Origin of the sequence: Sphingobacterium sp. 40-24 (assembly GCF_001899705.1) — a bacterium.
Taxonomy (GTDB): Bacteria; Bacteroidota; Bacteroidia; order Sphingobacteriales; family Sphingobacteriaceae; genus Sphingobacterium; species Sphingobacterium multivorum.
Window position 1 is genome coordinate 178377 of sequence record NZ_MKWH01000009.1, and the last position, 22827, is coordinate 201203.

Here is a 22827-nt window from a genome sequence, read left to right on the forward strand (position 1 = left end):
ATATGTACGCTAAATTACTGCTGTTAGTAAACTGCCTGCTATTCGCTTTGCTGGCGTCGGCCCAGATCGATCAGACCTTGCAGAAACTGGATACTTACCATGAACGGCACATCAAGGAAAAGATTTATCTCCATTTGGACAAAAATGATTATTCGGCTGGCGAAACCATGTGGTTTAAACTTTACTGTACCACCGCCCCTTTTAATTATTTGAGCAACATCAGTAAAATTGCTAATGTAGAATTGATTTCTCCCACCAATAAGATCATTAAGAGTATCAAAATTCCTATTACACTCGGTCTAAGTATAGGCGACTTCAATCTGCCGGACACTTTGGAAGAAGGCTCCTACCGCGTTAGATCATTTACCCGATGGATGCAAAATGACTCTGTAGCCAATTTCTATGAACGCGTCGTCCCCATTACAAATGGTCGATCTGATCATATCATAACGAAAAGTGAACTGGTCAAAAACGGAACAGAAAACATGTTCCAGATTAATCTGAAAACCATTCAGGGAGCCCCGCTGATTAATAACAACATCAGTTATACCCTACAACCGAACAACAATAAAGAGAAATCCGGCCGACTGAAATCACACGATAATGGAACAATAGCGCTGGAATTGAAAGATGATTTTAAAGGCGGGACACTGTCTTTACAATTTCTTTCGCTGGATAAAAGACGTATTCTAAAAAGTTTTGTCATCCCGGATCCAAACAACCAAAATAGCATCCAAATTTTCCCCGAAAGTGGCGAACTAGTCAACAACATATTATCCAAAACTGGATTCAAAATCCTTAGCCCTAATGGTTTAGGAAAAAAAGCAAAAATAAAAGTTGTGGAGGAAAATCAAACAACAGTTGCCGATTTTGAAACCAATTCACTGGGAATGGGAAGCATCCCGCTCGTCTTACAGACGGGAAAAAAATACGTCGCTACAGCCCTCTTCGAAGATGGATCTTCAACAAGTGCGTCATTACCGCCTGTACAGAATTCCGGATATGTTCTAACGGTAAATTCGGTACTAAAGGATAAGATTGCAGCGCAACTTTCCGCTACTGCAGACTTGGTCAATGGCAAAGATATTTATCTAATAGCCCAATACAATGGCCTTGTACTTCATGCCGCCAAGCAGAAACTAAACGGAGCGGAGATCCTATTCAATATTCCCAAAAAAAACCTGCCATCCGGAGTTTTACAGTTGTCCATCTTAACAGACCAAATGATTCCTATTGTGGAAAGACTGGTGTTTAACTACAATACGACATCGACTTTACTTCCTGTCTCCGTAGAACTCAACAAGCTTAGCTTCACAACACGCGATAAAGTGATCGCGGATCTTTCGGTTAAGTATGAAGATAGTGACACCACGAGGTTTGCCGCGCTATCTGCATCAGTGGTAAACCTCAGTAAGGTTGATTCTACGACTGACCGCTATTATTCATCTATTGTCTCGGAGCTTCTATTGAAATCTGATCTTCGTGGCTTTATTGAACGTCCCAATTATTACTTTGACGATTTAACAAACATCAGACTGACAGAACTGGACAATCTCATGCTGATTCAAGGTTGGCGCAAGTTGGACTGGAAGAATTATACAAGTACAGCAACCGCTGCGTTCCTTCCTGAAAAAGGACTTACCATAGCTGGGACCATCAAGAAAACGGCCCGCAAGGCTGTCGTTCCAAATGCCAAAGTAACAATTATACCGACGAGCAACATGTTGCTGAGTATAGATACACTGACCGATAATAATGGCCGATTTTCATTTGACGAACTTTTATTTGCAGACAGTGTCAAGTTTATTGTGACAGGCGATGGCCCTAAAGAGAAAAAAAGAGTTGATATTGTTATCGACAACCCGCTCACCCCGCCACCTAATGCAAGTAAAGATCAACCCTTGTTGCTTAACGACATCAATACCACCTTGCTTACACAACTGAAAAATAGCCAACAGTTCCTTGGCGAATTGGAAGCGGCTGGTATCATAGAAAAAAGTATCCGATTGGAGGAGGTACAGGTCAATCGGGTAAGAACAACTAAAGCCGACAAAAACTCCAGAAACCTGAATGGGCCAGGAAACGCCGATCAAGTCATCTCTGCAGACGAATTATCCGGCTGTGCTACATTTGCTCAATGCCTCAATGGACGGCTAAATGGTGTTATTTTTCGAAATGGTATCCCTTATAGCACAAGATCGATGAATAGTCCGATGCAAGTTGTTCTCGATGGAATGTACATTGAACCCGAACAAATAGATATGATCAACACGGCCGACATTGCGAGTGTTGAAGTCTTGCGTAGTATTGGAAACACGGCAATTTATGGCATGTATGGGGGCAACGGTGTTATCGTGATTACCAGTAAATCGGGAGATGCCATCTCCTCATCGTATACCCCCACAGGCATTGTAACCATCACGCCAAAAGGGCTATATGTCCCCCGAACCTTTTTCAAACCCCAATACGATGCAACAATCCAAAATAAGCTTACACACGACCTAAGGACAACAATCGCCTGGGAACCGAATCTGATCACGCCAAAAGATGGGAAAACACATTTCGAATTCTTCACTTCTGACGAACCCGGAACCTACAAACTAACCGTTGAGGGAATAAGTATGGATGGCAAAATTGCTCATCTCGAATATTTAATAGCGGTAAAACCACAATAGCAGAGCAAACAAATCGTTAAATTTAGAAACAAGGTTATGGAACATATTAAAACCAAAATAGAAGATCATATTTTAAGTATTTTCCTCGACAGGGGGAAGTCAAATGCCATCGACACTCAGCTATTGAAGGAACTGATAGACACCTTGGAATCTTCCCAGCAAAATGAAGCAATTTATGGTGCAATATTGATTGGCAAGGAAAATTTCTTTAGCGCTGGGCTCGATCTAATTACTTTATTCCAATACGATGAAGATCAAATTCGGGAATTCTGGAATTTATTCCTGGAAGCGACATCATTACTCGCGGCTTTTCCAAAACCAATAGTCGCCGCAATATCTGGTCATAGCCCAGCTGGAGGCTGCGTACTGGCGCTCTGCTGCGATTATCGCATTATGGCCGAAGGGAATTTTGTGATTGGTCTTAACGAGATTCCTGTCGGACTAATCGTCCCTGAAAGTATATTTCAGCTTTATGCGTTTTGGATCGGAAAACGGAATGCGTATCAGAATTTGCTCGAAGGTAAATTGCTTTCTCCTGTAGAAGCAAAAACACAGGGTCTTATAGATGACATTGTTCCCGCTAATATACTCTTCAATACCGCAGCAAAAAAATTAAAACAGATCACGCAGTTCAACCAAAAGACATGGCAGACATCCAAATTGAACTTCCGAAAGGAAATAATCCTTAAATTGCGCGAGAATAGGGAAGAGACAATCCAGCGCATCCTCGAACAATGGTGGCTTCCGTCAACACGCTCTATTTTAAAGTCAATCATTGAAAACTTGACTTCAAAGAAGTAATATTAAACAAAATCATCATGAGAAATCTCTTTTTCTTTATTCTTATTTGTCTCACTGCTAGCACGATCTCCTGTAGAAATAGCAAAAAAGAGGATAAGGCTGTAAAAATCATTCAGGATTCAATTCCTGTGGATACCCTACAAAAACGTGACACGACTGAAAAGGAAGTAAAGAAAGAGAACTCCGAAACGCTGGAGAAGGTACTGGAGAAACTTGCCAAGGCATATGCAGAACAGGACAGTAAAACAATAAATTCCTATGTACATCCCAAATTGGGAATTTATATTATCTATCGTCCCGGCGCGCTAGACTCCTATGTGCACCAAAATAGCTTTAATTTTTCTAAACCTGTGCCAGAATATCATTCTTATGAAAAGTTAACGTACAAGGGCCCTTTGAAGTCCGGAAAACTACCTATTTTTGATTGTGGTACGATGAAGTGGGATAAATCCGGATTCTATTATGATAAAAAGTCCCGCCCTAATGAACTATCGCAAACAGCAAAGTTCATGAATGAAATTCTTGATGCCAAAATTAGTAATACTGAATTACAGCGACTAAGGAACATAGAATCCAGAAGTTATAGAGCCATTATGACCTCCAATGAGCATGAGGAACCCTTTGTTTTTCATGTGACAAAAGAGGGCGAAAAATGGTATATTACAGTCATAGACCGCGCTTATGCCGGATGTGACGCATAGTATTTTGTAAATTTTAACCAAACTTAACGATAATGAAAAATTTAGATAAGGACATACAAAAGAAAATCGAAGATTGGTTAACCCCAAGTTATGATGAAGGAACTCGAAAAGCAGTTCAGGATTTAATCGACAATAATGAGGAGACGGAACTTACGGATTCTTTTTACAAGGATCTTGAATTTGGAACCGGAGGTTTAAGAGGCATTATGGGCTTTGGCTCTAATCGTATGAATAAGTATACGATCGGCAAAGCAACTCAAGGATTCGCCAACTATCTAAAGAAACAGTTCCCAGATCAGGAGATTAAAGTAGCGGTATCATATGACAGCCGTAACAATTCGCAGGCTTTTGGCCAGCTGGTTGCCAACGTGTTTGCAGCCAACGGCATCAAGGTACATCTGTTCACGGCATTGCGCCCGACCCCAATGCTGTCGTTCGCCATCCGCCATTTCGGCTGTCAAAGCGGTGTTATGCTAACGGCTTCACACAACCCAAAGGAATACAATGGTTATAAGGCTTATTGGAATGATGGGTGCCAGCTGACGGCCCCACATGATAAAAATGTAATCGATGAAGTAAACGCAATCAATGCTGTGAACGACATTAAATTTGAAGGGAACACACACAATATCATTCCCGTCGGCGATGAAATTGATCAGCTCTATATCGATGCCAATAAAAAATTAAGTATTCATCCTGAAGCGGTACTCGCTCAAAAAAACTTGAAAATTGTTTTTTCGCCGATACATGGAACTGGAATTACCATTGTCCCTAAAATGCTGGAGGCCTGGGGATTTGAACATGTTTCAGTCGTTGCTGAACAAGCCACACCTGATGGCAACTTTCCAACGGTAATCTATCCAAACCCCGAAGAGGAAGATGCGATGGCCTTAGCAAAGAAAAAAGGAGAAGAAATTGATGCAGATCTTGTATTAGCAACAGACCCTGATGCCGATCGTGTAGGTATTGCCGTAAAAAATAATAAGGGCGAGTTTCAACTGCTCAATGGTAATCAGATCGGCAGTTTATTGGTATACTACGTCCTCAGTGCAAAAAGTGAACTAAAACAACTCGGATCGAATCCATATATTGTAAAAACCATCGTCACCAGCAACTTACAAGCCGATATCGCAGATCATTATGGTGTAAAACACTATGAAACCCTTACTGGCTTCAAATATATCGGTGAATTGATTACCAATTTAGGTGATTCAGCACAATATCTGGTGGGCGGAGAAGAAAGTTATGGTTTCTTAGTAGGCGATTTAGTGCGTGACAAGGACGCTCCAAACTCTTGTGCTTTCCTAGCCGAAATGACCGCCTATTTCAAAACAAAAGGAAAAACAGTTTACGAAGTCCTGTTAGATATCTACAAAGAATTTGGCTGTTATCAAGAAAAGCTCATTTCTCTTACAAAAAAAGGAAAAGCTGGTGCCGAAGAAATTCAAGCCATGATGAATGGCCTACGTCACAATCTACCAACGATACTGGGAGGAATAAAAGTCAAAGAAATCAGGGACTACCAACTTTCCCAAACCACAGATATGAGTACAGGGGAGCGAAGAGCAATCTCGTTACCAAAGTCTGATGTGTTGCAATTTATTACAGTAGATGGCGATGTGATCTCTGCCAGACCCTCAGGAACAGAACCCAAGATTAAATTTTACTGTTCTGTAAAAGAAAACTTAACGGATACGGCAGATTATGTCGATGTGCAAACTGTTTTGGAAGAGAAGGTTGACCGTATGATGAAAGATATTGTAGGCTAATGGAAAAGTGGAAACTATTATCCTCTGCATATATCTGTAAAGAGCCTTGGGCCACGCTGCGCAGAGATACTTGTGAGCTTCCGGATGGACGGATCAATGATCATTATTACGTACTGGAGTATCCAGATTGGGTCAATATGATCGGAATCACTGAGCAGAACGAGCTTTTGGTCATTAAGCAATACCGCCATGGAGCCGGCATTATTGCATTGGAGATTCCCGCAGGGACAACAGAACCTGGAGAAGATCCTAAAAATGCTGCTGTACGTGAAATGCTTGAAGAAACAGGCTATCAATTTGATCAGATTGAAGAGATCGCCGCACTTTATGCCAATCCGGCGACAAGTGGCAATATCACTTATACTTATCTGATGACAGGCGGCAAAAAAGTTCAGGAACAGGCATTGGATGAACATGAGGAAATCGATGTCTATCGTATACCGCTTGAAGAAGCGAAAAGGATGCTACTGGACAACAAATTCAACCAGGCACTCCATGCGAGTGCGCTATTTTATGCTTTTAATAAATTAGGCTTGTTATAAAACAAGCCTAATTTTATTCTGTTTTTTTCACTCATACTTTTAATTTTCACTAGCAGGCTGATTTTTGTACCTTTGCGTCATGGCAAGAGAAATTTTTGAAACCAAACGAAAGGCCCTGAAAATAAATCTAAACCCAGAGATTTATGGAACCTTTGCAGAAATCGGTGCTGGACAGGAAGTCGCACGTAACTTTTTCAACGCAGGAGCAGCATCAGGCACAATTGCTAAAACAATGTCGGCTTACGACATGGCTTTCAGTGATGCGATTTATGGTGAAGAGGCTGATGGTCGTTACGTCAGCAGAACACGTTTAAAGAAAATGCTCTCTCATGAATTCGATCTTCTTACCCAACGGCTTCATGGCGATAAATACTGCAACAAAAAATTCTTTGCCTTTGCAGATACCGTAACAACGCTCAATTTCACGAAAACAAATGAACCTCATGGCTGGATCGGACTTCGCTTCCAGCATGAAGTGGGAGGCCCTACAAATGATATTATTGTCCATGTAAGACTGCTAGACAGCGACAACCAATTACAACAAAAAGTTTTAGGTATCATTGGTGTTAACCTGTTATTTGCAGCTTATTATTATACAGACAATGTGCAGACCATGATCGAATCATTGGTCGATAACCTTTCTGTTGGTTCCGTTGAGATTGACCTGGTTAAATTAAACGGACCGCTGTTTGAAAACGTCAACCAACGTCTCATCAACTTATACCTGATCGCAAAGGGATTTGCTAAAGCCGCAATATTCCAGCCTGATGGCAAAGCAGTACAAATCAAAGATTATCTGTACAAAAAGAACATTATTTTACTTCGTACCAAATACCGTCAGAAATCCCTTCCAAACTTTGATCTCTTCAATCTTGCCGTTGAACAGTTCAAAAAAAATACGGGTGCAACTGACGCAGACACCATTGTATTAATTGAGGTGCTGATGGGAAATGTCCTGGAAGACACGCATGAAATTACGGGTGAGGACCTTCAGGAATTTGCTTCTAGAGCTGACGAATTATGTGCAACAGGCAATAATATTATCGTTAGCAACTTTAGAAGAAATAATCATTTAGCAGAGTTTATAAGCAACTTTAAGCCCAAGAACATTGGAATTGCAACCAACGTTTACAATTTAAAGAACATTTTCAATTCAGATAATTATAATAAAGAGCTATACACAAATGAACTCCTTTCCTATATCTCTGGAATGTTCAACAAAAATGTGAAACTCTATGCATATCCTTATCTCTTGAAAAAAGAAAATAAGATTATTACGACGCACAATATGCCCGTTTCTGAAGAAGCCAAACCTTTGTTTGAATTCTTAATTAAAAACGGCTATATCATCGATATTGAAAATTACGACGAGAAATTTGTAAAAACCGTATAAGCAAATCGTCTGTAAAATTTAAATTCATTATCTAGCCCAATTTTCTTAAATTGGGCTATCTTTATTTTTATGCCTTATGACGCAAGAAAATGTAATCCTGGTTGACAGCAATGACAATATGATTGGTAGCATGGAAAAATATGAAGCCCATGAAAAAGGGCTATTGCACCGTGCTTTTAGTGTATTTTTGTTCAATGATCAAGATGAATTACTGCTGCAACAAAGAGCTTTAAGTAAATACCACTGTGGCGGACTTTGGACCAATAGCTGCTGCTCGCATCAGCGTCTGGGAGAAACTAACGTAGAGGCCGCCAAAAGGCGCTTAATGGAAGAACTGGGCATTACAGCAATGGACCTTCAAGATACCTTCTCGTTCGTTTATAAGGCTCAATTTGACAACGGACTTACGGAGCATGAATTCGATTATGTCTTATTTGGAAAATTTAATGGAACTCCAGAATTTAACGAAGAAGAAGTTGCCGAAACAAAATACTTGAATCGGCAGGAAATTCAAGATGCAATACAACAGGCACCCCAGCAGTTTACGCCCTGGTTCAAACTCATCTATGAACGTGCTTTTGATACGTATTTCAGTATATATAAAAACAAATTATAACGGTCATATACCATACAAAAAAGATCCTGCCTTTTAAAAAGCAGGATCTTTTTTCTTTCGTTTGGTGAAGCACTATAAGAATTTTTTATAGATGGAATAAAGAATCTTAAGGTCATTCTCTCCCATGAACGCTGTATTTACGTCCTGCTGAACGTAGTGAATCTTAAATGCTTTTATTGCTGCATCCAGGTTACTCACATCGTATCCGATGATACGTAATGCCATTTTCGGGTTGAAGTCTGCTGGAGGCGTCTCTAAATAGTCCTCATACCAAAAACCGAATCCTTGATCAGCCAGTTTTTTCCAAGGAAAACGTGATGGATCGTTTTTTCGAGTTGGTGCCAGATCCATATGTCCAATAAAATTTGCCTGCGGAATTCTATAAGTCGTTTTTAAATAGGCCAGCAACTGCGTCAAGGCATTTATCTGTGCATCAGTCCAAGGGTCAGTGGTCCCATTATTGTCTAGCTCAATGCCAATAGAAGAAGAATTGAGGTCCGTATCATTGCCCCATTTCCCCAACCCTGCATGATGCGCACGATAGAGGTCATTGACCATCTGCACTACTTTCCCATCCCGACCGACCACATAATGGGAGCTTACACCTGCTTTCGCGGAATGAAATGTACGGATGGTCTGTCCCAAGGAATCCTGTGCTGTATGATGAATAACAACAAAATTGGGCTTACGGATACCGAAATTAATCGAGGCGATCCATTGTTGATCTTTGACATTCACCTTCTCCAATTGACCGGTAACAGGCGATTGTTTATAGAGTTTTGACAATTCTTTTGCTTGCTTCTTATATACCTTTTCAGTCTTTGCGTATTTCCCCCCCGCACAGGAAGCCAATAATGCCGTTGCGACACAAAGATTGATGGAAAATTTTAGTATCTTCATATTTAAATGTTTCAGCACAAACTAAGGCAAATTTGCCAATAAAAACAAATTTATTAAGTCCATCTTATTGTCCGGGATATTTTCCAAACGCTCTTTTCTCATGCATATATGGGACAATGTTGGTTGTTAAACTGGGACAATACAGTTTTAAAAAAAGCCCAAACCAATGTTTGAGCTTTTCCCTATCAACTATGCATTTCTTCTTTATAGTATAATTACGTTTTTATTATTTTAGTGCGCTGACGTTTAATTTTGTCAAAAAACCTTTTAGCTCGTCCAGGCTATACCCATTTCCCCGAAGGGTAATTAAATAGCGATCTTTCTCGAGATAACTTATTTCGGAACTTTTCGCCGTTGAGCCTTCCACTCCTTTGCTATCCGTTGTTTTTGCCCGTTTGCCTTCAAACTCGCCAGTTTTTTCTATTTCAGTATCTGTAATTTTCTCTGAATCTACCATGAAGCCCATTTGCGCTAAGCCCACGATTGCCGAAGCTGTCTCGCCCGCCCCATCAATAATATTGACTTTAATTTCCTTTTGGTTATCTACAGTATATGTCGCCTCTCCAGATACAACCTCTGCCCCATACATGGATCCGCCAGAATAGGAAGTTCTTTTTAAACCATCTAAGCTTTCCGGTAAAAAAGCCTTCAACTCTTCCGAACTTAATGGTTTTTCGGATTTAAGTTTGGCTTGAAGGTCTTCCAATTTTTTTGCTCCATCACTCAGGTTATCCAAGTTGGATACTCCTTTAACTACATCCGAAATCCCAGCCTCTTTCTCCTTAGCATCTTCACTCCCTTCACTGGATTTGCTGTTGCCGCAGCTCGCGACCAAAAGGCCCAGTCCTAAGAGAACAGGCATTACTTTCCATTGTCTTTTCATGATTATCAGTTTTAATTAAAACGCCAAAAAGAACAAAATAATATAATTAATCTAAATTTTAAAATCTGTTTGTATACGATCCTTCGCCGGTAAAGTTTAACCAGAGTTCCATTCTATTTTTCTTTTACCCATGCACCTGAACAGATTGCACAAAAAAAGGCCCCTATACGAATATAGAGGCCTTCATTATATTATAGCTACCGAGACTATGCTTCGGCGTACTCTTCAATTGATGGACACGAACAAATCAATGTACGGTCACCTTGAGAGTCGTTTACACGTCCTACCGAAGGCCAGAATTTACGTTCTCTTACATACTCCAATGGGTATGCGGCTGTTTGACGGCTGTAGGGTCTGTCCCACTCATCTGCGGTTACAACCGAAGCTGTATGTGGTGCATGTTTCAGTACATTGTTAGCTTGATCTACCTCTCCTGCTTCAACCGCTGCGATCTCTTCACGGATAGCAACTAATGCATCACAGAAACGATCCAATTCAGCCTTAGACTCAGACTCCGTAGGCTCAACCATCAATGTTCCTGCAACAGGGAAAGAAACAGTGGGTGCGTGGAAACCATAATCCATCAAACGTTTTGCAATATCTGCAACCTCGATACCAAAGTTTTTGAATCCACGGCAATCTAAGATCATTTCGTGTGCACAACGTCCGTTAGTACCTGAATAAAGTACTGGATATGCATTTTCTAAACGCGCTTTAATATAGTTTGCATTTAATATTGCTGTTCTTGTCGCATTTGTCAAACCTTCACCACCCATCATTGAAATATAGGCATGGGAAATAAGCAAGATTGATGCTGAACCAAATGGAGCTGCAGAAACGGCAGAGATGCCCTCTTCACCAGAAGTAGAAACCACTTCGTGGTTAGGTAAGAAAGGAACCAAGTGTTTTGCAACACCGATAGGCCCCATACCTGGACCTCCTCCACCGTGAGGAATACAGAATGTTTTATGGAGGTTCAAGTGACAAACATCAGCGCCAATATGGCCTGGGCTTGTCAATCCAACCTGTGCATTCATGTTCGCACCGTCCATGTAAACCTGACCACCATTTGCATGAACAATTTCACAGACTTCAATAATAGACTCTTCAAATACACCGTGTGTAGAAGGATAAGTCACCATCAGTGAGTTCAAGTTTGCAGCATGTTCAGTCGCTTTTGCTCTTAAATCTGGAATATCGATATTTCCCAATTCATCACATTTCACAACAACCACTTTCAATCCAGCCATAGAAGCAGAAGCAGGGTTCGTTCCGTGTGCAGAAGCAGGAATCAAACAGATATTACGTCCGTGATCACCACGGCTTTCATGGTAAGCACGAATAACCATCAGACCAGCGTACTCACCTTGTGCTCCTGAGTTTGGTTGGAAGCTCATTTTTGCAAAACCAGTGATCTCAGACAACCAATCGTTCAATTCGCCAATCATTTGCATATATCCAGAAGTTTGATCTGCAGGAGCAAATGGATGCAAACCGCCAAATCTCGCCCAAGTAACTGGTACCATTTCGGCTGTAGCATTCAATTTCATCGTACATGACCCCAATGGAATCATCGAGTGACAAAGCGATAAATCTTTTGCTTCCAAAGATTTGATATAGCGCAACATCTCATGTTCAGAATGATAGCTATTAAAGTTTGGATGTGTTAAGTAGGCAGAAGTACGTACTAAATCGGCAGGAATTGAAGAACCTAAATTCTCTTCCAATGCATCGAAATCTACGTCATTCAATGTTTTACCTTGAATTTTAGCAAATACTTTGACAATTGTCTTGATATCTTCGTATGTCGTTGTTTCGTCGATAGCAATTGAAACTTCCGAACCATTGTAATAGAAGTTTAATTCGTTATTTAATGCTTCAGATTTCAAAGCACCAGCATGACCACCTAAGTCTACACGTAGTGTGTCAAAATAAGCTGCATTCAATTGCGTATAACCCAATGATTGTATTGCTTGATCCAACAGGCTAGCCAATGCATTGATACGTGAGGCTATATTTTTGATTCCTTCAGGGCCATGGTATACGGCATAGAAAGAAGCCATAATCGCTAAAAGAGCTTGTGCAGTACAAATATTAGAAGAAGCTTTATCACGGCGGATATGCTGTTCACGAGTCTGCAAAGCCATACGCAATGCATACTTTCCATTTGAATCGGAAGTAACACCGATGATACGACCAGGGATATTACGTTTAAAGCTGTCGCGTGTCGCAAAATAGGCTGCATGAGGACCACCAAAGCCCATCGGTACACCAAAACGTTGGGAATTACCAACAACAACATCTGCACCCCATTCTCCCGGAGGCGTTAATAATGCTAAGCTCATCAAATCTGCCGCCGCACACACGGTAATATGCTTACTGTGAGCTGTAGCCGCAAATGATTTATAATCGACAATGGAGCCATCAGCAGCAGGATATTGAACAAATGCAGCAAATACATCGTCTGTTAATTCTGATTCAGCAATAGCCGCAATTTTAAGCTCGATACCAAAAGACAAAGCACGGGTCTTCAATACATCAATCGTCTGCGGATAGGCATTGTTCGACACCAAGAAAACATTAGCATCTTTATTTTTCCGAGCTGAATAAAGCATAAACATGGCTTCAGCTGCAGCCGTAGCTTCATCCAACAAAGAAGCATTGGCAATTTCTAAACCTGTGAAATCACAAATTACAGTCTGGAAGTTCAATAAAGCTTGTAACCTACCTTGTGCAATCTCCGCCTGATAAGGCGTATACTGCGTATACCATCCTGGGTTTTCAAATACATTGCGTTGAATGACGCCCGGAAGGATTACATCGTAGTAACCTTGACCAATAAAAGATTTAAAAACTTTATTTTTCTCAGCGATTTCCGCAATACGCTTTAAATAGGCTACCTCAGACAATGCTTTGGGAAGATTTAAAGGCTTTGGAGCACGAATTTGAGAAGGGACCGTTTGGTCAATAAGCTGGTCAATTGACGAAACGCCTAATTTAGCCAACATTTCATTCGCTTCAACTGGACTTGGGCCATTGTGGCGACTTTCGAATTTTTCTTGGAAGTGTATATTGCTCATGTGTGCAAAAAGTTAACGCTTATAGATAGTTAGCGACATAATAATTAGGCAATTAACTCTCTTATAAACAGTCGTTTTTTGGATGAGCAAAGATAGCAAAATAAATGACTGAAAACGAAGCAAAAAAGTGGATAAAAAGTCAGTTTTACTGAGCTACCGAAATGCAATCGATTGTCTTTGTCAATTAATTTTTGGAATAACCTCAAACATACAAGTTGTTCATTATAAATATAACAAACAATACAACAATCGCTTGCCACAATTTTAAAAAAAGATAAGGTTATCTGCTATTTCACCCCCGCATTTCTTTCATTACTTCACTATCCTTTTTTGCAATGCCCATGAATTTTCAATAAATTAGTATATGTACCAATTGTAAAGTGACTTCGAAATAACGATATACACTTTTTTGCTAAGAACAACTGATATCAAGGGTATGTTGCGATCAGAAATCTTAACAAAGAAAACATTATCCAGCTAGGGAAGCATCTCTTTTGACAAATGTAAATTATCACAAAAAACGAATATCATTTCTTTTTAACGAATATAAAACAGCGAAGTAACGATTATAAACCATGAGAAAACAGGTAACAGACAGCGTTCTTTTAGTAAGACCCTCTGTCTTCCGTAAAAATGAACAGACTGCGGTCAACAACTTCTTCCAAAAGGATATCGAAAATCTCAGTACAGAAGAAGTCAACAAAGAAGCGCAAGGAGAATTTGACGCGCTAGTAAATGAATTGAAGTCACATGGAATTTTGGTGACTGTCATTCAGGACGACGAAAAATCAGAAAGCCCCGACAGTATATTCCCCAATAATATTGTCTCCTTTCATCAGGATGGAAAAATAATTTTCTATCCTATGTTTGCTCCAAATCGTCGAAAAGAACATTTATTGGATTTCGAAGGTCCATTGAAGCAAAACGGTTATTATGTAAAACTGACTAAGGATCTCAGTGAAGCCGAAAACAATAAACAATATCTGGAGGGCACTGGCGCACTCGTTTTGGACCGAGCTCACCGTATAGCCTACTGTGCCTTATCCGAAAGGGCGGACAGAAGTATGCTCGATGAATATTGCAGAACTGAAAACTATACACCTGTTGTATTTCACGCCTTCCAAACTGTCCATGGAGAGCGGAGACCTATCTATCACACCAATGTGGTGCTAGCCGTAGGCGAAGACTTTGCCATCTTATGTCCGCAGGCAATTGACGATCCCGCCGAGCTCAAAACCCTACTGAAGAGTTTGAAAGATACAGGCAAGGAGATCATTGAAATCAACGAGAACCAACTCGAATCTTTTGCGGCAAACTGCCTACAGGTAAGAAATAAATATGGGAATCGGTTTATTGTCCTGAGCAATCAGGCTTTATCCTCATTGACTTTATACCAAACAGCGCAATTAGAAAAGCATGGCAAAATTATTCATCAGGATCTTCATGTTATCGAAACATGTGGTGGTGGAAGTGTACGCCACATGATGGCCGAAGTTTTTCTTCCGAAAGAAAAAGTCCTTGTATAGCGATTAAAGATCTGCCTACAAACCCTATTGCATGTAGACCTCGATAAGCTTAGATCTAATGAATATAAAAGACGAATCCCTCAAAACTATTGCTTTTGAGGGATTCGCCATGAAAAGTGTATTTTATATCGTTTTATGTGATTAGAACGAATACCTTAATCCCAATTGGAATTGATAAGGGTTACCCGAAGGTGATACAATTCCAGAGTTGTTTACATTATAATTAAACTGCTGTTTCGTAACATCAAAAGGCACCAATTTCTCTCCCGCGGCATCCTTTCCGCCTAAAGCATATAGATTTTGATTACCCAAAGACTCATTTACGCCCCAAGTCTTCTTAAATAAGTTGGCAACATTGAAAAGATCTCCCGATACCTCCAATGCATGGTTTTTATATAAATTGAATTTTTTAGCGATTCTAAGGTCGATCAAGCCATAAAAACCATTCACTCCACCATTACGCTCAGCTATTTTACCTTGATATTTTTTAATAAAATCTTTAAGGCTCTGACTCGCTTCTGGATTATTCAACAAATTATTCAATCCAGTAATCAGCTGTTTTGACGTATTGGGATTATTGGGATCAAAGATAAAGGCCAGATCATTGTCCCCAGCAACAAAGTCTCCATTTATATTTCCGCCGGCCAACAAACTGTATCGCGTACCGCCAATACCGGAGTACCGTACTCCCACGCTGACACCATAAAATGTTGGTAAAGTGCCATAGATCACAATCTTATTGCGGAATTGATTGTTCGAATAACTCATCTTGCTCAAATCGCGCGGATCATCTTTTACTGCCAAAGATAAGGTCGCTGTATTCGCCACGTTTCCATTGAAAGAAGTATTATCTTTCGCATCATTCCAGGTATAGCTAACCGATATAGATCCATCTTTGTAATATTGATAACTTGCATCCAATACGACTGCAAACTGATTCACTTTTCCTTCAGAGTTCAATTCTAGTACGCGGCCGAATTTATTGGAAATCCTTCCTTTTTTCCAATCCGGAGCCCCATCAACAATCGATGCCGCAGGAACAAAAACTCCCCTATTGTCTTCATTCGCTAATCTGAAGAACGGATCTTTCACCATATTACGATCCACATACATATAGTTATTACGCCCAAGATTCATATACCCTGAAAGACTCGCTTTTAACTTTTCGGTGAAGAAATGCGTATAAGATACATTTGCCTTGTAGACTACTGGAATTTTAGCGTCGGGTCCATAGGTATTGATCGTAGGTACTTGAAACTGCGCCAATGTTGGTGTTGTTAACGGGTCCTTTCTATAGCCCACAAAATTAGGTGTAGGTACATCATTACCTCGGACATCAACCGTCGCAAAATGCTTACCGTCAAAAGTCAAGTTATTGATGGTCATATAATTGTTAATATCTGAAGCGAAAACACCTGCTCCTATCCGGAAAAAGTCCTTTCGTTCTTCATTCACATCCCAAGTCATCTGGAAACGCGGCTGTACAACAAAAGATTTCAATTTATGATCTGTACGTACCCCAACTTCTTTCAGCAATTCTTCATTCAAAGGAGAGGTTGGATAATGACCATAATCCAATCGTAATCCCGCAACTAGATCCAACCCCTGTGCCAACTTGGTCTGTAACTGACCATATGCACCGGCATTGAATATCTTACCGACCACAGCTGGATCACTTACCAAAGGAACTTCACGATAATAAGCATATGGCTTCATGTCGTCAAAGTTTTGCATGGCTGTCTTTCCATCACTCGGCCTAAAGTGAAAGCGTCCATTGACCTCACTTCCATAAATCGAGTTTGCATGGGTATACATCAAGTCGACCCCAAAGGTATAATTGATATTATCGGTACTGTAATAGATATTATTAACAAGCTGAAATACATTATTTTTAAAAGATTCCTGTGCAAAACGATGTCCGCCCAATTGCAATGTGGTCTTTTTATCTTCTCCAGCGACCTTAGATACTGCATCCTCTACAATTGCACGGGGAATATTTTGACTTGGTAAAAGATCTCCTGGGCTACTTTTTTGATAGGTATAGAGATGTTGTACTTTCAATTCATTCGTTACCTTAGATGAAATAGTCGTACGCAAAGTTGCCAATAGACTGTTATCAATGTTTTTATCATTTCCATAAGATTCATACAAAGTAATTGGCTTATTATCCTGTAATCCCAACTTATTATTGTCACTTGTAAAGTTATTTCGGATCGTCAATAAGTTTTTCTCATTAATTTGCCAGTCAATTCTTCCAAAAATCGCGTCAGACCCTCGCTTTTTATCAAAAGCGCCATATTGACGTTCATTGCCCAATCCATACTTGTTACGTCCAATATTAACAAACTCATCCAAGGTGGCATTAGTAACATTAAATCTCTTCTCGTCGGCCTCAGAATTGATATCCGCAATAATCAGTGGGCGGGCATCCCGTTGATGATCCCATGCAACAAAATAATGCAATTTGTCTTTAATGATCGGACCGCCCAATGTAAATCCATATTGATAGGTAGAAAAATCATTGCTTCGTTTGTTTCCTCTGATATCGTAGGGACTGGACAACCAATCGGCCCTTGAATAAAGCCAAGCGCTTCCGTGCGTTTGATTTGTTCCCTGTTTGGTCACCGCACTAACGGTTCCTCCGCCCGCTCTTCCGTAGGTCACGTCATATTGATTGGTAACCACTTTAAATTCCCGGACTGCTTCTATCGAGATGGAGAAAGGTGCGCCGCTACGGCTGGTTGTCGAACCTGCAGAAGTCGGATTTTTGGCATTCATACCATCGATGGTAAAATTGGTGGAAGAGCCCAATTGGCCGCCAATATTATCTCCCTTACTCAAAGGAGACAGATCCATTAGCGACGTAAAATTCCGACCGTTGACAGGCAACTTCGCGATATCCTTGGCTGTAACCGCGGTAGCGGCACCTAGATTTTCTATTTTATTCTTTAGCGTACTTATTCCTGTTAATTCAACAGTTTCCAATACATTCGACGTGTTTTGAATAGGAATGGTCAAGCGTACAATATCACCCTGATTTAAATTAAATCCCGAACGAACTTGTTCGCCATAACCTATATAAGTTACTTTGACGGTATAGGGACCACCTAAAGGCAACTCCTTAAAGTTGAAATCACCATTTGCATTGGTTGAGGTCTTCGTTGTGAAACCGGTCGATTCATTCCGCACTTCGATGGAAGCACCATGAACCCCTTTGTTGTTCTCGTCCGTAATCTTTCCGGAAAACCCGGCTTGGGTCGTTTGTGCGTACAACCCTGTTCCAAGTGCGATGGCACACGTTGTAAGTAGAAATTCTTTCATTTAGTTGTTGGTTGTGATAATGAAAGCAAAACTACATCGGAACTGTTAACAGGAGCTAAACGAAATATTATGAAATTATAAACAAAGCATTTCAACGTGTATATAAACAAAATGAAACTTCTTTAGAAAAAAAAAGACAATATCGGAACAGGCAACAAAAGTATTTTAACTTAGGGATAGAAATATCCCGATACTGCAAACATCATGATTTAGCAGACAGTAACAAAAAGAACGCAAACTGAAAATTCTTTCTGGCCAATAATATCACAAAAAAGTCAGCCGAGGCTGACTTTCTAATATAAAATCGTAAACTTAAAATCCAATGGATTAAAGTACTTGTAAAGGTCCCTAAAGAGGCTATCACCATATTTGACATAAAGCAAAGCGAAATTTTCAGAGCGCTCCTGCAGTCCTCCACCCGGAAAAAGCTTTTCCTTCACGTTATCAATATCCGTTAAAGCATGCTGATGGTTCCGCTTTTCAGCTTTCATCAGCTTTTTCTCCAAATTATTGATCGCTTTCTTTAACCGTGCTTTTACGGCTTCAGTGCTAGGACCCAAACTTGGATCTATTTTATGAGTTCTTAACCTTATCTTACCAAAAATGGCGTTCAGCTCCATCCATTCGTCATTGAGATTCAGCCGTTCTTTGGTATGACGTCGAACATACTCTTTTTTCAGCACTTCTGCCGGCCGGAAGATACTCTTAAATGTAAGATCAACACGAAACAACTTAGCTGCAACGTTGTCCTCGGTAATCATTGCTGAGTTACGAGGGATCAAAATTGGAAAGTCTACCTGATATTGGTCAAAGTTGGATTTTAACTGCATCCAATAGACCATTTCGGCGCCACCGCCAATATAAGCAAGATTGGGAAGTATAATTTCTTGATACATCGGTCGCATGACCACATTTGGACTGAAACGCTCTGGATAACGCTCGATCTCCTGCTCCAGCTCTGCTTTGGTAAAATAAATATGCTGGTGCAATACTTCGTATCGGCCGTCAGCAGTCAGTACTAAACGCTCTCTAAATTCGTCCGTCAAATAAAAGAAATTAATCTCACGGGCATGCACTTGGGTAGAGAACCCTTTTGATTCCAACTCTTCCGATCGCGCTGTTATTGCCCTAAAGCTTTTTTCAGAGAAGATATCTTCCTTAATAATTGGCTTGAACAGTTCCTTCAATTCCCGGTCATCCGCATCGACGATCAAAAGACCGTAAGACTTAAACAACTCATTGACCATATACCGTGTTGCATCTGCTAATCGATCATGGTTCAAATAGGCTTCTTCTACAATGCGTGTCAGCCTGGTCGAATTTTCGGAAAGCCCTAAAATATTGGTGTACTGCTTCACAGCATCAACGATTGTTGCGGTATCCATTCGCCCTGTAGCAGAAACAGCAGGAGTATCCCAAGCAATTTTCTTACCGAAGACTTTGGTGTGGTTGATCTCTTCAAAATCATGATCTTCAGTTGCCATCCAATATACTGGAATAAACGTTTTATCAGGATGCTTGGCATGTAAATCTTCAGACAAACGTATTGCCGTCATGATTTTAAAAATAAAATATAAAGGCCCTGTAAAAATATTGAGCTGATGCCCAGTTGTAATGGTATAGGAATTTTGGTCAAGCAACAGTTCTATATTGGCCGCTACAGCAGGAGAATCCTTTAATAGTTCGCCATATTGTTTTTTAAGACGCTCAACAAGAATCTCCCTGTGTTCAAATTTCTTCTTTTCGTTCAATTGCTTTTCAAAACCAGCCCAGGTAGGCCAATTCCCAACAAAAGGTTTTAAGGCTTCATCATGTGCCAAATAGGCTAATAAAGTCTTGGAGAAGCTATTTGTTTCACTATATTCAATATAAGTTGCCTTCATCTGCAAATTTTATTAATTATTCTCTATTCTTAATTGATAACGAAAATCCCCCAAAGCAACCTGACATGGCAGTGAATCTTTTTCGTTAATAGAACCTATTTTCAATTTTAATCAGAAGGCTGATTCATCCTGAAACTACAGGCTTTCTTGAATCTGATTTTAAACGGCTATAGATTGTTTAAAATGGGGATTGTACGTTTACAAATGTATCTAGTTTGCCCCGACAAAATAGTGAATTTTCACAAAAAGCTTGTCCCGCTTTTAAATTATATCATTTTACTGACAATTGCCTATAAACAAACGGGCCTCCCTTAGTCAAGGGAGGCCCGTTTGTTTATATTATCATCTATAAGCTTTTATACTTATTTCCTTACAATCTCACCATATAGATCGAAATCTTCAGCTCGGTCGATTTTTACTTGAACAAAATCACCAATGCGTGCATAAGAATCTACCGCGGGAATCAAGACCTCATTGTCGACCTCCGGAGAATCGTATTCTGTCCGGCCAATAAAGTAATCGCCGTCTACCCGATCAACCAGTACTTTATAGGTATTACCGATTTTAGACTGATTGATATCGTACGAAATACCTTGCTGTATTTCCATGATGGCTTCCACCCGTCCTTCTTTTACTTCCTGTGGCACATCGTCCTCCAGAGAATGTGCGTGCGTCTTTTCTTCGTGAGAATAGGTAAAACACCCTAATCTGTCAAAACGGGTTTCTTCAACCCAATCCAACATCTCCTGAAAATCCTGTTCAGTTTCACCTGGATAACCACAAATTAATGTTGTACGCAAAGCGATATCTGGAACTTTGTCACGTATTGCGTTGACAAGATCAATCTGTTTCTGTTTTGTTGTACCTCTTCGCATAGACTTCAACATCGGATCAGATATATGTTGTAGTGGCATATCCAAGTAATTACAGATATTCGAACGTTCGTTCATTGCGTCCAAAATATCCATTGGGAAACCCGAAGGATAGGCATACTGCAGTCTGATCCATTCGATACCATCAACATCTGACAAATGGCGCATTAAATCAGAAAGATTGCGCTTTCCATAAATATCTAAGCCATAATAGGTCAGGTCTTGTGCAATCAGAATCAATTCTTTCGTGCCGTTCGACGCAAGAAATTTTGCCTCTTTGACAAGATCGTCAATGGATTTAGAAACGTGTTTACCACGCATCAGGGGAATTGCACAAAAAGAACATGGTCGGTTACAACCTTCAGCGATCTTAAAGTAAGAAAAATGCGAAGGTGTTGTCAATAAGCGCTCACCCAATAACTCGTGTCGATAATCAGCACCAATGGATGACAATAGCTCCGGTAAATCGTTCGTACCGAAAAAGGCATCAACAGTGGGGATTTCAGCCTGTAACTCCGGCTTATATCGCTCAGAAAGACAACCTGTAACGATCACTTTGTTGATTTTACCCTGATCTTTTAGATCCGAATATTGTAAGATCGCATCAATTGACTCCTGTTTGGCATTATCAATAAAACCGCAGGTATTGATTACGACAATATCATTCGCTTGTATATTGGATGCTTCATGCACGACTTCCATCTGATTGCCCTTTAACTGGCCCATCAGGACTTCACTATCGTGAATATTTTTCGAACAGCCCAAGGTTACCACATTGACACGTGGTTTATTTATCAAAGGGGCTGGTTTCGCGTATTTTGTCTTCATATGATTAGACGGTAGACTCTATTTGAAAAGGGAGTCGACAAATTCCTTTTTGTTAAACAACTGAAGATCACCAATTTTTTCACCTACACCAATATATTTCACCGGGATCTTAAATTGATCAGATATACCAATAACCACCCCGCCCTTCGCCGTTCCATCGAGTTTCGTCAATGCTAAAGCGTTCACATCGGTTGCCTGTGTAAATTGCGTACATTGCTCAATGGCGTTTTGCCCTGTTGATGCGTCCAAGACCAACAAGATTTCATGTGGTGCACCAGGAACAACCTTTTGCATAACATTCTTAATCTTCGTGAGCTCATTCATTAGCCCAACCTTATTGTGCAAACGGCCTGCGGTATCAATGATACACACATCTTCGCCATTTGCTACTGCCGATTTCACGGTATCATAAGCCACTGAAGCAGGATCCGAGCCCATGGCCTGAGCGACAACACGCACGCCAACACGCTCACCCCATAATTTAAGTTGATCAACAGCAGCCGCCCGAAAGGTATCCGCTGCCCCCAATACAACTTTGCTTCCAGCTTGTTTCAGCTGATGAGCCAGTTTGCCAATAGTCGTTGTCTTGCCAACCCCATTGACACCTACAACCATAATAACGTATGGTTTATGATCGCCATAATTGAAATTCTCGAAATCAGCACTATTGTTCTCTGCCAGTAGCGTTTGAATTTCTTCTTTCAGGAGATTGTTGAGCTCAGAAGTAGAAACGTACTTATCTCGGGCAACACGGGCCTGTATGCGATCAATGATTTTTAAGGTAGTCGTAACCCCAACATCAGAAGTAACCAAAACCTCTTCCAGATTATCCAGCACATCGTCATCTACTGTTGATTTACCAACGACAGCTTTTGTAATCTTGGAAAGAAAGCCTTCTTTTGTTTTTTCCAAACCTTTATCTAAGGCCTGTTCTTCTTCTTGTGTTTGTGGTTTTTTCTTAAAAAAATCAAATAATCCCATGGAGTGTAGTAGTGAAAATTGATGTTCAAATATAAACAAATGTCCTCAACAAAAAA

At 40.3% G+C, this 22827-nt stretch carries 15 protein-coding genes; 8 read left to right on the plus strand and 7 right to left on the minus strand.

Going from position 1 to position 22827, the window contains the following annotated elements; genetic code table 11:
- Positions 1–2: 2 nt before the first annotated feature.
- The 7 genes from BGP15_RS04005 to idi all read left to right on the plus strand — a co-directional run bounded on the left by BGP15_RS04005 (position 3) and on the right by idi (position 8497).
- A complete protein-coding gene (locus BGP15_RS04005; RefSeq protein ID WP_286768783.1) occupies positions 3–2675 on the plus strand; it encodes a carboxypeptidase-like regulatory domain-containing protein in 2673 nt (890 codons plus the stop codon).
- 36 nt (positions 2676–2711) lie between these two features.
- Positions 2712–3476, plus strand: a complete 765-nt coding sequence (locus tag BGP15_RS04010; protein WP_286768784.1) for an enoyl-CoA hydratase/isomerase family protein — start codon at positions 2712–2714, stop codon at positions 3474–3476.
- 17 nt (positions 3477–3493) lie between these two features.
- Positions 3494–4177 carry a hypothetical protein gene (locus BGP15_RS04015; RefSeq protein WP_286768785.1) on the plus strand — a complete coding sequence of 228 codons (684 nt, stop codon included), beginning with the start codon at positions 3494–3496 and terminating at the stop codon, positions 4175–4177.
- A 32-nt stretch (positions 4178–4209) separates the two neighbouring features.
- Entirely contained in the window at positions 4210–5946 is a 1737-nt protein-coding gene (locus tag BGP15_RS04020; RefSeq protein ID WP_286768786.1) for a phospho-sugar mutase, read from the plus strand.
- Entirely contained in the window at positions 5946–6488 is a 543-nt protein-coding gene (locus BGP15_RS04025; protein ID WP_286768787.1) for an NUDIX hydrolase, read from the plus strand. Before BGP15_RS04020 ends, BGP15_RS04025 begins: the two co-directional genes overlap by 1 nt.
- Positions 6489–6567: 79 nt before the next feature.
- On the plus strand, positions 6568–7881 hold the full coding sequence (locus tag BGP15_RS04030; RefSeq protein WP_201639933.1) for a nicotinamide mononucleotide adenylyltransferase: 1314 nt from the start codon (positions 6568–6570) through the stop codon (positions 7879–7881).
- 76 nt (positions 7882–7957) lie between these two features.
- Positions 7958–8497, plus strand: coding sequence for an isopentenyl-diphosphate Delta-isomerase (gene idi, locus BGP15_RS04035; RefSeq protein WP_286709763.1), 540 nt, complete (start codon positions 7958–7960; stop codon positions 8495–8497).
- A 72-nt stretch (positions 8498–8569) separates the two neighbouring features.
- Here the strand turns inward: idi and BGP15_RS04040 are convergent, their stop codons facing one another.
- From BGP15_RS04040 to gcvP, 3 genes are all read right to left on the minus strand, one after another.
- Entirely contained in the window at positions 8570–9397 is an 828-nt protein-coding gene (locus tag BGP15_RS04040; protein WP_070562547.1) for an N-acetylmuramoyl-L-alanine amidase, read from the minus strand.
- 226 nt (positions 9398–9623) lie between these two features.
- Complete coding sequence (locus tag BGP15_RS04045; protein WP_286754191.1) at positions 9624–10280, minus strand: hypothetical protein; 657 nt, start codon at positions 10278–10280, stop codon at positions 9624–9626.
- A gap of 206 nt (positions 10281–10486) precedes the next feature.
- Positions 10487–13360, minus strand: a complete 2874-nt coding sequence (gene gcvP, locus BGP15_RS04050) for an aminomethyl-transferring glycine dehydrogenase (protein ID WP_286768788.1) — start codon at positions 13358–13360, stop codon at positions 10487–10489.
- 575 nt (positions 13361–13935) lie between these two features.
- On the opposite strand from gcvP, the gene ctlX reads away from it, so the two are divergent.
- Complete coding sequence (gene ctlX, locus BGP15_RS04055; RefSeq protein WP_112375186.1) at positions 13936–14886, plus strand: citrulline utilization hydrolase CtlX; 951 nt, start codon at positions 13936–13938, stop codon at positions 14884–14886.
- A 141-nt stretch (positions 14887–15027) separates the two neighbouring features.
- Here ctlX and BGP15_RS04060 read toward each other — a convergent pair whose 3' ends face one another.
- The 4 genes from BGP15_RS04060 to ftsY form a co-directional block, all read right to left on the minus strand.
- Complete coding sequence (locus tag BGP15_RS04060; protein WP_286768789.1) at positions 15028–18207, minus strand: TonB-dependent receptor; 3180 nt, start codon at positions 18205–18207, stop codon at positions 15028–15030.
- A gap of 293 nt (positions 18208–18500) precedes the next feature.
- Complete coding sequence (bshC, locus tag BGP15_RS04065) at positions 18501–20090, minus strand: bacillithiol biosynthesis cysteine-adding enzyme BshC (protein ID WP_286768790.1); 1590 nt, start codon at positions 20088–20090, stop codon at positions 18501–18503.
- A gap of 362 nt (positions 20091–20452) precedes the next feature.
- Entirely contained in the window at positions 20453–21790 is a 1338-nt protein-coding gene (gene rimO, locus BGP15_RS04070) for a 30S ribosomal protein S12 methylthiotransferase RimO (RefSeq protein WP_286768791.1), read from the minus strand.
- 18 nt (positions 21791–21808) lie between these two features.
- A complete protein-coding gene (gene ftsY, locus BGP15_RS04075; RefSeq protein ID WP_046672598.1) occupies positions 21809–22771 on the minus strand; it encodes a signal recognition particle-docking protein FtsY in 963 nt (320 codons plus the stop codon).
- Positions 22772–22827 lie beyond the last annotated feature (56 nt).